Here is a 12614-nt window from a genome sequence, read left to right as displayed (position 1 = left end):
AGCGCGGACCAGAGCGGTTTGCGCCTGGCGCGCGCCTCAGTCGCAGAGCTGTTCTTGTCGCGTGAGCTCGAGCGCGGCCAGAGTCGCGCCCAGTGGTGCGATCGCCCGCACCGCCGTCCGTTCGTGGGCGCGGGTTTCCAGGTGATCCCAATCGCCGAGCCGGGCCTCGGTGTTCGGTCTCTGCTCCGGTGGCGTGGAGTCCGGAACGGGGGTGGCCAGCTGGTGCTGGTAGGTGTGCATGCGCACGCGGATGTCCTTTGCGAGGCCGTGCCTGGGGTGGGTCAGCGCAGCGGGTCGAACGCCACGAGCTCTGGCGGCGCGACTCCGGTGGCGATCTGGTGGGCGAGGAGCTTGCCGGTCAGCGGTCCGAGGGCGATGCCCCACATGCCGTGCCCGCCCGCGACGTACACGCCGGGTGCGCGAGTGCCCCCGATGAGCGGCAGGCCGTCTGCGGTGCAGGGGCGGGACCCGACCCACTCGTCACGACGGTCGTCGAGGTCGACGCCGTTCAGCAAGGGGCGCGCGGCGTTGACGATCGCGTCGATACGGCGTTGGTCGAGTGCGGCGTCGGGGGCGCGGAACTCCATCATCCCGGCGACGCGCAGTCGCGTTCCGTCGGGCCCGTGGAGCGGCGTGCAGGCGACTCGTTGGGCGGGGAAGTACACGGGCGTCGACGGAAGGTGCTCGCCGTCCACGCTGAAGGAGTAACCGCGGCCAGCCTGGACGCGCTGGCGTACGCCGAACCGGCGAGCGAGGCGCCCGATCCAAGCGCCGTTGGCGAGCACGACGGCGTCGTACCGGTTGGTGCCGTCGACGTCTTCGCGGGTGGTCAGGTAGGCGCCGCCGTTGTCCGGGCGGACGCCGGAGACGGACGCGCCTTCGACGATCCGGCCGCCGCGGCCCACGACCGCTCGAGCGAGCTCTCCCACGAAGGCCGGCGGGTTGATGTAGCGCTGGTCGTGCAGGCGGATGACTGCCCCTACCGCTGAGGACAGGGCCGGTTCGATGGCGCGGGCCTCGGGACCGGTGAGGAGGTCGTACTTCACGGCCTGGCCGGCGTCCTGGATGTGCTCGAGCTCGTCGACGAGTGCTGCGCGCTCATCAGGGGTGCGGAACGCTGCGAGGAACGGATCCGCGGGTCGGGTGGTGGCCGCGACACCGTTGTCGGTGAGCTCGTCGAAGGCGTCGAGGGCGCGGCGGTTCATGGGGGCGTAGGCGCGCATGCCGCGTCCCCAGTGCCGTTCCGTGCTGTGGCGGGCGAACCCGGTGAGGAAGCGAAGCAGCCGCGGGTCCGGCCGAAGCGGGACGTAGACCGGTGAGGACGGGCTGACGACGGCGCGGACGCCGTAGCGCAGGACGGCAGGTTCGGGCAGGGGTGCGGTGAGGGCGGGGGTGAGCCAGCCGGCGTTGCCCCACGAGGAGCCGGCGCCGACGTGATCGCGCTCGTAGACGGTGACGCGGATGTCGTGTTCCTGGAGGTGCCAGGCGGTCGCGAGTCCGACCATTCCGGCTCCGATGATGGCAACGGACTGGGTCATGGCTGAGGGGGCTTTCTGGAAGCGGAGGCGGGCGGGGTGAGGTGGGCGCAGCGGTCAGCCGACGACGAGGTGGGCGCAGGTGACCCATGTCGTCACGAGACGGTCTCGAGCGCGGCTGGATGGTCAGGAGCCGCGCGGCGGGTTATGTGTCCCGCGGGTGCCGTGCTGCACGCAGGTGCGAAACGTCCTGGCGGATGATCCGGCCGTCGACTGTGTCGTGGAACAGGTGCCGCGAGGCGGCGCACCCGGGAACGGTCAGCTCAGCGGCCGGGAGGCGCGCGGTCGACGCTGCGACGCAGCACGTCGAGACCACGGATGCCACGCGCCTCTTCGCTGAGCTCGATGGCGAGCAGCGCGGCACCGGACGGCACGTGGGAGGGCAGGTAGGTGCGGTCGGGCGCAGCCGCCGCGAGCACCATGTTCCCCTCCATGTTCTCGACCATAGCAACGTTCGCGCCGAATGCCAGTTGGCGCGTACAGCGCCGTGCCGACGTCATCGGAATAATAACGCTACGCGCTGCGTTTCGTAATTAACGATCACTTCCCGCCCCTCGGGCTGGGACTCACACGTAAGGACCTGTCATGACTTTCATCGCCGTCGCCATCATCTTCCTCGGCCTTCTTGCGTTGGTCCGGTTCGCCAGCCGCGACTCGTTCGCAGGCGCCTCGCTCCGCGACCAGCCGCACGACGAGCTCGGATACCGCCACTCCCCCGTGATCGGGCGGCGCGGCTGATCGTCGGGCCGGAACGTCATGGGTTCTGGTCGGCTCAACAGCCGCACACCATGACGTTGATAGCTTCACCCGTGAGATGGACCTCCAGGACTACCGAGCTGCGCGCCACCGGCGACTCGTCGAGATGGCGACCGAGCTCGGCGTGCCGGCGGACCGCGCCGCGGCGGTGGTCGATCGCGTGATCGAGGACCAGCGACGCCGCATCGTTCGATCCGTCGACCCCGACCAGGTCGTCGTTCCCGCGCTGCGTGAGGAGGTGCTCGGCGGGCGGTCTCGCTTCCCCTCGCTCGCCATCTTCGTGCTCATCGCCGTCGTCGCGGCGGCGTTCGCGGTCACGATCCTGGCCGGTCCGCCCGACCCCAAGAAGGTCGAGCGGAGGGCCGCGACGGTGCCTGCCCTCGTAGGCCTCACCTCCGCCGAGGCCGTCAGCGCGCTGGGGAGCGCCGGCATCTCGACGCGGGTCGACCTTGTGCCCCAGTGTGATCCGGCCGGGCAGGTGCTGGGGTCCGTGCCGCCCTCCGGCGACACGGTCCGGCCCGACAAGGTCGTGGTCGTCATCGCGACGGCGACCCCTTCGTGGAGCTGCCCTGCCGACGCCGCCGGCCGCGTCCAGGCGTGGGCGTTCCTGCGCTTCCTCGTCTCCGGCTCGGCCCGCCCGCACCTCGCGCCCGAGGTACGGCTCTACGTCGACGGGGCGGCGGCCGGGACGGCCGACGGTACCCACTCGGCCACCTCACCCGACTGGCGTTGGCGCGTGCGCGACCCCGTCGTCGCCCACGCGCTGCGGCCCGTGGCCAACGACCTCGGACAGCCGGTCGTCTCGATCACCAGTGGACCGCCACCGCCCACCACGTGCGGCCTCCCCACGCCGAGCCCGTCCGGTATCGCTGGGGCTCCCACCCGAGTAGTGCTCACAGCCAGCGGCGCAGGACCCGGCGACGGACCGGAGCTCGAGTGCCAGCTCACGATCGACCTCTTCAAGGACGACGACGGAGCCATCGCGGTCGTCTCCGTGACCCTTCCCGGGGGCAGCGGTCTCGGACCGCCGCCCTGGGTACGAACCCGCGACGACCGGGACGCACTCGACGACTGACCGCTGGCGTGCTCGGTGGGTGACCGAGTCTGGTCCTCAGGATCGGCGTGAGGCGGAGCTCCCGGAGTCGCGACCGTCGACGGAGGTCGCCAGCTCACGGTCGATCCAGCGCCCGATCACCTCAACCACGTAGGCCCGCTCGCCGCGGTCGAGCCGGTGCCCCTTCGCGATGCCGTGCCATGTCTCCAGGCAGCTGCGGCAGCAGGTCGCGGTGGCGTGCTGCGCCACGAAGACCGGGTGGTTGCGGTACGGCGTCTGCCGGCCGTCGTTGCGCGGCTCGGCCGGCGCCAGCCGCTCCGCGATGATCTCCGCGGCGTGAGCCCGCATCGTCTGCGGACCGCGGAGCTCGGCCGTGGCCCGCTCGCGCCCGCGCAGGTGGAACCGCCGCCCGAACGGTCGCGCGCCCGCACGGTCGATCCGGTCATCGATCTCGGCAGGGTCGGGCACGCCCCCAGACTAGGCACGGCGCCGTCGCCCACGACGAAGCCAAGACCCGCCGCATGTGGTCCGCCGTCCGGGGTACCGCTCTGGACGTCCAAGCCGGCGCGGAGGAGTCGTCTCCTGAAGCCATGACCTGACAGACCCATGACCGCGCGCTCGCGGACGTGGGTGACACTGGAAGATCACCATGCCGCAACCCCCTAGGAGAGATCGTGTCCCTCACCCAGATCCCGCTTCGAGTCGCCACGGGCGCCTTCATCCTCAACTCGGGAGTCAGCAAGCTGAGCGCGGACGAAGGCACGGCCCAGTTCCTCCATGGCGCTGCGGCAGCCACGTACCCTGCCTTCTTCAAGGACATGGAGCCGAGGAAGTTCGCGCGGCTGCTCGCGCTGACCGAGATCGGCGTGGGCACCGCTCTCCTGGCGCCCATGGTCCCGGCAACCGTGGCCGGCGCTGCGTTGACCGGTTTCGGTGCCAGCCTGATCGGCATGTACCTGAAGACCCCCTCCATGACCTTGGACGACGGCATCCGCCCGAGCCAGGAGGGCACCGTGGTTGCGAAGGACGTGTGGCTGGTCGGTGCAGGACTGACGCTGCTCAGCCAAGGGATCACTTCAGCGGCCAAGTCGGGCGTGAAGACCTCGAAGCGAGCCCTTCGCAAGGCCTCGCCGTTGCCTCGCTGATCGCGGCGCACCTCACCTGCGCTCGAGGCGTCTCACCTTCGCCGCAAGCGTGACAGTCAGCCTCGACGTGGATCGCTCCGCAGATGACAACTCCGGTACATCCCGAGCCGCAAGTGCGAGGGTAGGCCCGTGATCAGTGACGAACGGTTCGATGAGCTGATGGAGCTCGTGGTGCACGGCTTCGAGATCGCCGGGGTGGCCGTTCTTGTCGTCGGAGCTCTTGGCGCCTTCATCCACGCAGCGCTCGTGGCACGACGGCGTGGCCTGCCCGCTGCCTACGAGACTGCTCGCAGGAGCGTCGGCCGAGCGATTCTGCTCGGCCTGGAGCTGCTGATCGTCGCGGACATCGTCTTGACCATCACCATCGACGCCACCCTCGACAGCGCTCTCGCCCTCGGGCTCATCGTGATCGTCCGGACCTTCCTCAGCTTCTCCCTCGAGGTCGAGCTGGAAGGCACCCTGCCGTGGCGCCGGCGCCCGCAACCACGTGACCGAGCAGCAGCCGACGCCAGCACCACCTGAGGACGTAGGAACAGCCGCCGTCTGTCCCCCACACCTCACCTGATCCGGGTGTCGTGACCGGCGGCCGGACGATGGTGTCATCTCCTCTGGGCGGCGCCGGCGTCCCGCGTGACGGACCCGGCGCCGTGAACGGACAGGAGCCGAACGCATGGGTCGACGATCGCTCGAACCGGATCCGCCCGGTCCGATGCTGAGCAGACTGCGGCAGCGGTTGCCGTTGCCCAGTCAGCTCTTCGACCGGCGTACGGCTCGCAGGGACGCCGCGGCCGGGGTCGTGCTGGGCATCGAGTCCGTCCCGGACGGGCTGGCGAGCGGCCTCCTCGCCGGGGTCAACCCGGTCGCCGGCCTCTACGGCTACCTCTTCGGATTGGCCGGTGGCGCTCTGTTCACCGGCACCGCCGCCATGGCGGTGCAGGGGACGGGGGCGATGGCGATCATCGTCGCCGACGTCGGCCTGAACAGCTACGACGACCCCGCCCGGGCCCTCGCGACGCTGTCCGTGCTGACCGGCGTGATCATGATCGCCGCGGGGCTGCTGGGCCTCGGCCGGCTGCTGCGCTTCGTGTCCAACTCGGTGATGACGGGATTCATCACGGCGGTGGGGATCAACATCGTGCTCGGCCAGCTCGACGACTTCACCGGGTACGACGCCGAGGCCGACAACCGGGTCCTCGGGGCCGTGGAGCTCCTCGGGCACCTGCGCGAGGTCGACCGTGCGTCTCTGGCCGTCGGGCTGGCCACCGTCATCGGGATCGTGGCGTTGCAGCGCACCCGCCTGGGGGCGATGGGACTGGTGGTCGCGGTCGCCGCAGGTTCCCTCCTCGCAGCGGCGTTGAACGGCCTCGGCGACCTCTCCGTCGAGATGGTCGCGGACGTCGCGGACGTGCCGAGCTCGCTGCCCCTCCCCCTGCTCCCCGACCTGTCCACGACGATCGACCTGCTCCTTCCTGCTGCCTCCCTCGCCTTCGTCGGCCTGGTCCAGGGAGCCGGGGTGTCGGCCGGGTTCCCCAACCCGGACGGCGTCGCCAACCCGTCGCGCGACTTCGTCGGTCAAGGCGTCGGCAACGTCGTCTCGGGCGTCTTCCGCGGCACCCCGGTGGGCGGCTCCATGTCGGCCACGTCCCTGGTCGTCGGCGCCGGAGCACGCAACCGGTTCGCACTCCTCGTCGCCGCGGTCGTGATGGCGCTGGTGATCGTCCTCCTCGGTGGGGTCGTCGAGCACGTCGCGATGCCCGCGCTCGCCGGGCTGCTCATCGTCGTCGGCGTCGGCACGGTCAAGCCAGCGAAGATCCTCGCGATCGCGCGGACCGGTCCGGTGCCACTCACGGTGATGCTGACCACGCTCGTGCTCACGCTGCTGATGCCGCTGCAGTACGCCGTGCTGGTCGGGGTGGGGTTGTCGGTGCTGCTCTTCGTGATGGGCCAGTCCTCCCGCCTGGTGACCCGGCGGCTGGTGATCGGCGACGACGGCACGGTCATGGAGACCGAGCCGCCACCTCGGCTGGGCGCCGGCGAGATCGTCGTGCTGCAGCCGTACGGTCCGATCTTCTTCGCGACGGCGTCCGTGCTGCGCAACCAGATGCCCGAGCTCACCGACGAGTCCCGACGCTCGGTGGTGATCCTGCGGCTCCGAGGCGCCGACGACGCGGGCGCGACGCTGCTCGACGTCCTCACCGCGTACGCCGCCGCGCTGGCGGAGCTGGACAGCAGGCTCCTCATCGTCACCGACAACGACAGGCTGGTCCGTCAGCTCCACCGGACCGGCACCATCGGCGTCCTCGGCTCCGATGCGGTCTACCAGGGCACCGCCGTGATCCTGGAGGCGACGCGGCAGGCCTACGACGACGCCAAGGCATGGGTGGCGCAAGGGGTCGACCCGGACGAAGCGCCCGCCGCCATCGACCGGGCCGGGGACCGCGCCGCTGGCCGGGCCAAGGACCGCGACCCCCACCGCGGCGACTGGCCGCCCGACCAGATGGCGCTGTAGCCGGCCCCGTCAGCGCGGGCAACGGTCTGGTTGTCCTACGGCTGCGCCACCCGAGCGCATCTAGAACGACGATCGGCCGGGGTGGGCGACGGTGGTCGCGCTCCCCGGCCGATCGATGCTGCTGCGTGCTAGAGCTCAGCTGGGCTCAGCTGGCCACGTCCTCGTGGTCGTGGTCGTGCCCGTCGTCGCCACCGAGAGGCCCGGCGAACGTGTGCTCCGGACCGGCGGGGGCCGGGATGGCGAAGTTGCCGGGCACCTCGCGCCCTTCGACGCCGTTGACGCCTTCGGTCGAGTAGGCGTAGGTGAGCACGGCGAACGCGACGGCGTCGGAGTTGATGTCCAGCGCCTCCTGGTCGACGTTCTCGATGGTGTCGCAGGCAAGGTGGTAGCACTGGTCGAAGGACTCGCCGGCGACGCCACCCCAGATCGCCTGCTGCTGCGGGGTCTTGACGACCTCCGCGCCGGTGAAGAGGCCACCGGACGGGATGCCGTTGTTGATGAAGGCCTGGTAGTCGCTACGGCCGCTGAACGCCGAGTCGTCGTACGGCTCGCTGCGCACGGTGTAGAACGACTCCAGCGTGCCCTCGATGTGCTCCGACCCTGCCGGCACCGGCACGGGCGCCACGAAGCTCGACTCGTTGGCGTCGTAGATGCCGAAGTAGTAGTTCGGGGAGCCGATCATGTCGAAGTTGAGGTACAGCGCGATCTCGTCCTTCTCGGCCTGGGTGCGCTGCGCGACCCAGGCAGTAGACCCGAGCAGGCCGATCTCCTCGGCACCCCACCATGCGAAGCGCACGGTGTTGTGCGGCTTGGAGTTGCCCATGGCCTCGACCACGTCGAGCAGACCGGACGAGCCGCTGCCGTTGTCGTTGATGCCAGGACCAGCAGGGACCGAGTCGAGGTGGGCGCCGGCCATGACGACGTTGTCGTCGACCTCGCCCTCCAGCTCGCCGATGACGTTGTAGTCGGTCACCTCGCGGAAGTCGACGGCGACCCGTGCCGTCGAACCCGGCCGGGCCAGGGACTGGCCGGCGGCGAAGGTCGTACCGACCACCGGGATGTCGACGACGTCCGTGCCGCCCAGGGTCGGGTTGAACAGGCCGAACCGGTCGCCGGCGCCGATCGTGTCGCCCTGGTTGAAGATGATCACGCCGGCCGCACCTGCGGCTTCGGCGTTGATCGCCTTGAAGGAGAAGTTGCATCCCCCGCGCTGCAGGAGCGCGATGGAGCCGGCCGGGAAGGTGGCGAAGTCCGCCGCCTCGCAGCCGCTGGTGTTCTGGCGGTCTCCGGTCAGGTTGACGTCGACCGGCACGACCGCAGCGGTCACGTCGCCCTCGCCCGTCCCGGTCGCACCGGTGTTGGGGTGCATCGCCGCCGGCGCCGGCGTGATCTGCTGGAGCACCGTCTCGGTGGCGTTGTAGGTGAACGGCACGACGTCGGCCGACCAACCCGACTTCTCGAGCACGCCGACCACGTAGTCGACGCTGGCCTGGTAGCCGGGCGTGTCGGAGGCGCGGGTGCCACCGTTGGCGTCGGCGATGGCCTGGAGGGCCTCGAGATGCTTGGTGACCCCCTCGGCCGAGACGCACCCGAGAAGCTTGGAGTACGTGTTGTTGTTGCGGCTGTCACACGCCTTGTTGGCGGGTGCAGCGGCCGAGGACGAGGCCGTCACCGGTATCACCGCACCTGCAGAGGCAACCATCAAACCGGCTGTTACCACGCCTAGAGATCGTCCAGAACGCTTGCTGACCATCGAGGACTCCTTTGTCGCTCATTTTGATGCACGGGCACCTGGGTTGTCGGCCCGCGAGCGCTCAACCTATTCACATGGGCGCCCAGATGACTAGGGATCATGGCCCGAAGGGGCCATGTCGTACCCCCGATCGGATCACCAGCAGGTGAGCTCCGTCCGTTCTCTCGGCATGCCGATGCCTCCTGATGGCTACTGACGCAGCATGTTGAGGGACGTTCGCGAGTACATCGACCGCTTGCACATCGACGGGCACACAGTCGGCGAGGACGTCGACGACGACCCGATCCTCCTCGATCCCGACGGACGCGCCGTGGACACGTGGCGGGAGAACTACCCCTACGAGGAGCGGATGCCCCGGGAGGAGTACGAGGAGCTCAAGTACCTGCTGCAGGTGGAGCTGTTGAAGTTCCAGACCTGGGCCGTGGACACCGGCACCAAGCACGTCCTGGTGTTCGAGGGCCGCGACGCCGCAGGCAAGGGCGGCACCATCAAACGCTTCATGGAGCACCTGAATCCGCGATATGCCCGAACCGTGGCGCTGGGCAGGCCGAGCGACCGGGAGCAGAACCAGTGGTACTTCCAGCGTTACGTCCAGCACCTGCCGACCGCCGGCGAGATCGTGATGTTCGACCGGTCCTGGTACAACCGCGCGGGTGTCGAGCGGGTGATGGGATTCGTGTCCGAGTCCGACTACGAGCAGTTCATGGCTCAGGCGCCCCGGTTCGAGCAGATGCTCGTGGACAGCGGCATCTCCCTCACGAAGCTCTGGTTCTCGGTCACCCAGGCTGAGCAGCGGACCCGCTTCATCATCCGACAGGTCGACCCCGTGCGGCAGTGGAAGCTCTCTCCGATCGACCTGGAGTCGCTGGACAAGTGGGACGACTACACCACCGCCAAGGAGGACATGATCCTGCGCACCGACACGGACTGGGCGCCCTGGATGACGGTGAAGAGCAACGACAAGAAGCGGGCCCGGATCAACGCCATGCGGACGGTCCTGGCGCGCTTCGACTACGACGGCAAGGACGTCGACGTCGTCGCGCAGCCCGACCCCCAGATCGTCCAGCGCGGCCGGGACGCGGTCGGCGACTGAAGCCCCTCGCGATCGGCGACACACGTTGCCGCGGCTCTGCCTGATTCGTCCAGGTGGCGACCCGCCTCCACGGGTGAGCTAGGAGCCGCTCGCGCGGTCGGCGACGTCAGTCATCCGGACGACGACGTTGCCGACCTTGCGGCCGCTGTCGACGTACGCGTACGCCTCGCGCACGTCGTCGAAGGAGTACGTCCGGTCGATGACCGGTCGGTAGTCCCCGCGCTCCATCAGCCGGCGCAGGTGGGCGGCGAGCGTGGCATCGGCCCGTGGGAGAGGGAAGCGCACGTGACGACGGCCGCCGAGCCGGGCGAGCGGGCCGACCGCGGCCAGGAGCACGTTCTGCCCTCCGCGTCCGAGCTCGCAGGAGACGTACGCCCCTCCCGGTCGCAGGAGCCGGCACGCGTCGCCGAAGGACAGGTGCCCGGTGACATCGACGACGACGTCGAAGCCCGCCCCGGCGTCGTCAGGAACATCGTCGCCTTGCTGCACGACGACATGCGCGGCGCCGATCCGGGTGAGCAGGTCGGGGCGTCCGGGTGGGAGCCGGTCGCACACAGCGGTCACCTCCACGCGCGCGGCGCGCAGCAGCTGTACCAGGGCGGTGCCGATGCCGCCCGTGGCGCCGTGCACCAGCGCCCGGTCGCCAGTGCCGACGCCAGTCACCCGGAGGCAGGCGTGCGCGTAGTGCGCGGCCTCCATGCCAGGGGCGGCGTCCGCCAGGTCCCAACCGGGCGGCACGGTGGCGACGAGGCCGCCGGCCGGTACCGCAACCAGCTCGGCGTGGGCGCCAGGTCGGCCGTCGACGAAGCCGAACACCCGGTCACCCACGTCGAAGGACGTCACGCCCGGACCCGTCGCCGCCACGACGCCCGCGTACTCGGAGCCCAGGACGTGGACGCGCGGCCGTGGCCACCCGCAGGCGAGCCTGTTGACCCACGGGCGGCCGGAGCGGCAGGCGCTGTCGGTGCGGTTGACGGTCGTGGCGTGCACCCGCACCAGCAGCTCCCCCGGACCCGCGGCCGGCGCGGGGACGTCCTGGAGGGCGACGACCTCCGGGCCGCCGTAGCGGGTCCGGACCGCTGCTCGCACGCCGTCAGTATGGCGGCGGCGGCGCGCGAGCGGCAGTCCGCCGGTCAGCGCGGCCCCGGGACCAGCCGTGTGTCCGCCCGGAGGAAGTCGTGGTCGGTGCGGACGGCGGGCACGACGGTGCCGGTGGGCGTGGCGACGCGGTCGTTGCCGTAGACGTGCTGGATGCCGGGCGCCTGGGCGGCCGTAGCGTCGGTCAGCGTCCACCAGCCGTCAGGCGCGCAGGACTCCTGCCGGTTGACGTCGCCGCCGAAGAGCACCGCGCCCTCGTAGGAGGAGAGCAACGCGGCCAGCTCGGCGCACTGCGCGTCATTGGCGGCCTGTGCCTCGAGGCTCCCGCGGGTGCTGAGGTGGCTCGAGCAGGCCGTGACGCGGCGAGCGGTGGTCGCGCAGATCCAACGCCGCTCCTCGACTCCGGACTGCGCCGCGAAGGCGGCGTCCTGCGAGCTGACGATGCGCTCCTTGGTGAGCACGGCGTTGCCGAAGACGCCACGACCCTCCGGCTTGACGCAGGGGAGCTCGGCTCCGCGGTAGATCACGGCGGCGAAGCGGACGTGGTAGCCGGCCCGTCGCGCGATCTCGGCAGCGTCGCCGCTGCAGGCCTCGTTGAGCGAGACGGCCTCGGCGTCCTGGTCCAGGATCGTCGCGACGGCTTCGTCGACCACGGCCGGGTAGGCGGTGCGTCCGTAGCAGCCGGCGACGCCGGAGAGGCAGAGGTTCATCTGGAGCATCGTGTAGGGCGCGCCTGCGCCGGGGTGACCGGACGCTCCCTCGCGGGCGTGCAGGAAGGCCTGGAGACCGGCGAGGTCGTCGGTGTTGAGGTGGTCGACTCCGGCGTCGAGCAGCTCGGCCCACAACGCGTCGCGGGCGGCACCAGGGGTGTCCGGTGTGGCCCAGAAGCGGACGCGGTAGCCGGCGGCGTGCGCCCGGTCGACGACGTCGTGGAGCTGGGCCCGCTGGTCCGCTGGCATCGGGCCGATGCCGTGCCAGGAGAAGTACTTGGTCCAGTTGTCGCTGAGGAGCGGCAGAACGGAGGCCGGCAGACCCGACCCGAGGTCGCCCATGCGGCCGTCGTACCCGGCGTAGCGCACCCGCTGGGCCTGCATCGCCGGCAGGTCGCGGTTGCCGCTGATGACCGCCGTGACGGCGTCGTTCCGCACCCGACCGTCGCGGAAGGTGCTCATGATCCGTCGGTGCTCGGCGAGGGCCTCGTGCACCGCGGCGTACGTCGCAACGGCCTCGCTCTTGACGTCGATCAGCAGCTGGAAGACGCCGTCGTAGCCGCGGTAGACCCGGCCGCCCTCGCGCCGGGCGCGATCGGCGAGCGGCTGGAGGTAGAGCGACTCGAGCGTGCGGGACGGGTCGACGTCCTCGCGGTCGTGCGCGACGAGCAGCTTGCCGTCGACCAGCCAGACATCGGCCTCCACGCTGGTGAATCCGTGCGCCAGGGCATCCTGCAGCGGGCGGTCGTGCTCGTAGTCGTTGTGGGCGTGAGCCTGAGGCAGCGGGCGCACCCGTGCGTCCGGTCGGTCCGCGGTCGCGGCCGTGGCAGAGACGGCCGTGGCAGAGACGGTCGGGGCGGAGGCGGTCGCCGGAGGGGCGAGGCTCAGGAGGGGGACGGCGAGGAGGGTCGCGACCAGCGCGCGAGGGATCCGAGACATGACGTCGACCCCATCGGTCCCG

Annotated in this window: 13 protein-coding genes; 6 read left to right on the top strand and 7 right to left on the bottom strand. The window is 70.6% G+C overall.

Going from position 1 to position 12614, the window contains the following annotated elements:
- Nucleotides 1-36 precede the first annotated feature (36 nt).
- The 3 genes from ACFQW6_RS04080 to ACFQW6_RS04070 form a co-directional block, all read right to left on the bottom strand.
- Nucleotides 37-246, bottom strand: coding sequence for a hypothetical protein (locus ACFQW6_RS04080; RefSeq protein WP_378541558.1), 210 nt, complete (start codon nt 244-246; stop codon nt 37-39).
- Nucleotides 247-281: 35 nt separating this feature from the next.
- Complete coding sequence (locus ACFQW6_RS04075) at nt 282-1538, bottom strand: NAD(P)/FAD-dependent oxidoreductase (RefSeq protein ID WP_378541556.1); 1257 nt, start codon at nt 1536-1538, stop codon at nt 282-284.
- Between the two features lie 260 nt (nt 1539-1798).
- Nucleotides 1799-1969 carry a hypothetical protein gene (locus tag ACFQW6_RS04070; protein WP_378541554.1) on the bottom strand — a complete coding sequence of 57 codons (171 nt, stop codon included), beginning with the start codon at nt 1967-1969 and terminating at the stop codon, nt 1799-1801.
- 151 nt (nt 1970-2120) lie between these two features.
- On the opposite strand from ACFQW6_RS04070, the gene ACFQW6_RS04065 reads away from it, so the two are divergent.
- Nucleotides 2121-2273 (top strand): hypothetical protein, encoded by a 153-nt coding sequence (locus ACFQW6_RS04065; RefSeq protein WP_378541552.1) that lies wholly within the window; start codon nt 2121-2123, stop codon nt 2271-2273.
- 76 nt (nt 2274-2349) lie between these two features.
- A complete protein-coding gene (locus ACFQW6_RS04060; protein ID WP_378541550.1) occupies nt 2350-3366 on the top strand; it encodes a PASTA domain-containing protein in 1017 nt (338 codons plus the stop codon).
- A 36-nt stretch (nt 3367-3402) separates the two neighbouring features.
- Here the strand turns inward: ACFQW6_RS04060 and ACFQW6_RS04055 are convergent, their stop codons facing one another.
- Complete coding sequence (locus ACFQW6_RS04055; RefSeq protein WP_378541548.1) at nt 3403-3813, bottom strand: DUF4186 domain-containing protein; 411 nt, start codon at nt 3811-3813, stop codon at nt 3403-3405.
- 206 nt (nt 3814-4019) lie between these two features.
- Here ACFQW6_RS04055 and ACFQW6_RS04050 point away from each other — a divergent pair, with 206 nt between their 5' ends.
- From ACFQW6_RS04050 to ACFQW6_RS04040, 3 genes are all read left to right on the top strand, one after another.
- A complete protein-coding gene (locus ACFQW6_RS04050) occupies nt 4020-4490 on the top strand; it encodes a hypothetical protein (RefSeq protein WP_378541546.1) in 471 nt (156 codons plus the stop codon).
- Nucleotides 4491-4619: 129 nt separating this feature from the next.
- Entirely contained in the window at nt 4620-5012 is a 393-nt protein-coding gene (locus ACFQW6_RS04045) for a DUF1622 domain-containing protein (RefSeq protein WP_378541544.1), read from the top strand.
- Nucleotides 5013-5229: 217 nt separating this feature from the next.
- Nucleotides 5230-6999 (top strand): SulP family inorganic anion transporter, encoded by a 1770-nt coding sequence (locus ACFQW6_RS04040; protein WP_378541542.1) that lies wholly within the window; start codon nt 5230-5232, stop codon nt 6997-6999.
- A 145-nt stretch (nt 7000-7144) separates the two neighbouring features.
- On the opposite strand, the gene ACFQW6_RS04035 is transcribed toward ACFQW6_RS04040, so the two are convergent.
- Nucleotides 7145-8671 carry a M20/M25/M40 family metallo-hydrolase gene (locus tag ACFQW6_RS04035; protein ID WP_378541540.1) on the bottom strand — a complete coding sequence of 509 codons (1527 nt, stop codon included), beginning with the start codon at nt 8669-8671 and terminating at the stop codon, nt 7145-7147.
- Between the two features lie 283 nt (nt 8672-8954).
- On the opposite strand from ACFQW6_RS04035, the gene ppk2 reads away from it, so the two are divergent.
- Complete coding sequence (ppk2, locus tag ACFQW6_RS04030; protein WP_378541538.1) at nt 8955-9845, top strand: polyphosphate kinase 2; 891 nt, start codon at nt 8955-8957, stop codon at nt 9843-9845.
- A gap of 78 nt (nt 9846-9923) precedes the next feature.
- Here ppk2 and ACFQW6_RS04025 read toward each other — a convergent pair whose 3' ends face one another.
- Together ACFQW6_RS04025 and ACFQW6_RS04020 are read right to left on the bottom strand one after the other, a co-directional pair.
- The gene (locus ACFQW6_RS04025) at nt 9924-10934 is read right to left on the bottom strand and encodes a zinc-binding alcohol dehydrogenase family protein (RefSeq protein ID WP_378541536.1); all 1011 of its coding nucleotides are present in this window, start codon (nt 10932-10934) and stop codon (nt 9924-9926) included.
- A gap of 44 nt (nt 10935-10978) precedes the next feature.
- Nucleotides 10979-12592, bottom strand: a complete 1614-nt coding sequence (locus tag ACFQW6_RS04020) for a phosphatidylinositol-specific phospholipase C/glycerophosphodiester phosphodiesterase family protein (RefSeq protein ID WP_378541534.1) — start codon at nt 12590-12592, stop codon at nt 10979-10981.
- Nucleotides 12593-12614 lie beyond the last annotated feature (22 nt).

Source organism: Nocardioides sp. GCM10028917 (assembly GCF_042666175.1).
In the GTDB taxonomy this organism is placed as follows: Bacteria; Actinomycetota; Actinomycetes; order Propionibacteriales; family Nocardioidaceae; genus Nocardioides.
This window is presented reverse-complemented; position numbering and strand designations above follow the sequence as displayed.

Bases quoted from the DNA above. Each gene is read 5' to 3' on its own strand.
- ACFQW6_RS04075 (WP_378541556.1), bottom strand. From the start codon at position 1,538: ATGACCCAGTCCGTTGCCATCATCGGAGCCGGAATGGTCGGACTCGCG.
- ACFQW6_RS04070 (WP_378541554.1), bottom strand. From the start codon at position 1,969: ATGGAGGGGAACATGGTGCTCGCGGCGGCTGCGCCCGACCGCACCTAC.
- ACFQW6_RS04065 (WP_378541552.1), top strand. From the start codon at position 2,121: ATGACTTTCATCGCCGTCGCCATCATCTTCCTCGGCCTTCTTGCGTTG.
- ACFQW6_RS04060 (WP_378541550.1), top strand. From the start codon at position 2,350: ATGGACCTCCAGGACTACCGAGCTGCGCGCCACCGGCGACTCGTCGAG.
- ppk2 (WP_378541538.1), top strand. From the start codon at position 8,955: ATGTTGAGGGACGTTCGCGAGTACATCGACCGCTTGCACATCGACGGG.
- ACFQW6_RS04020 (WP_378541534.1), bottom strand. From the start codon at position 12,592: ATGTCTCGGATCCCTCGCGCGCTGGTCGCGACCCTCCTCGCCGTCCCC.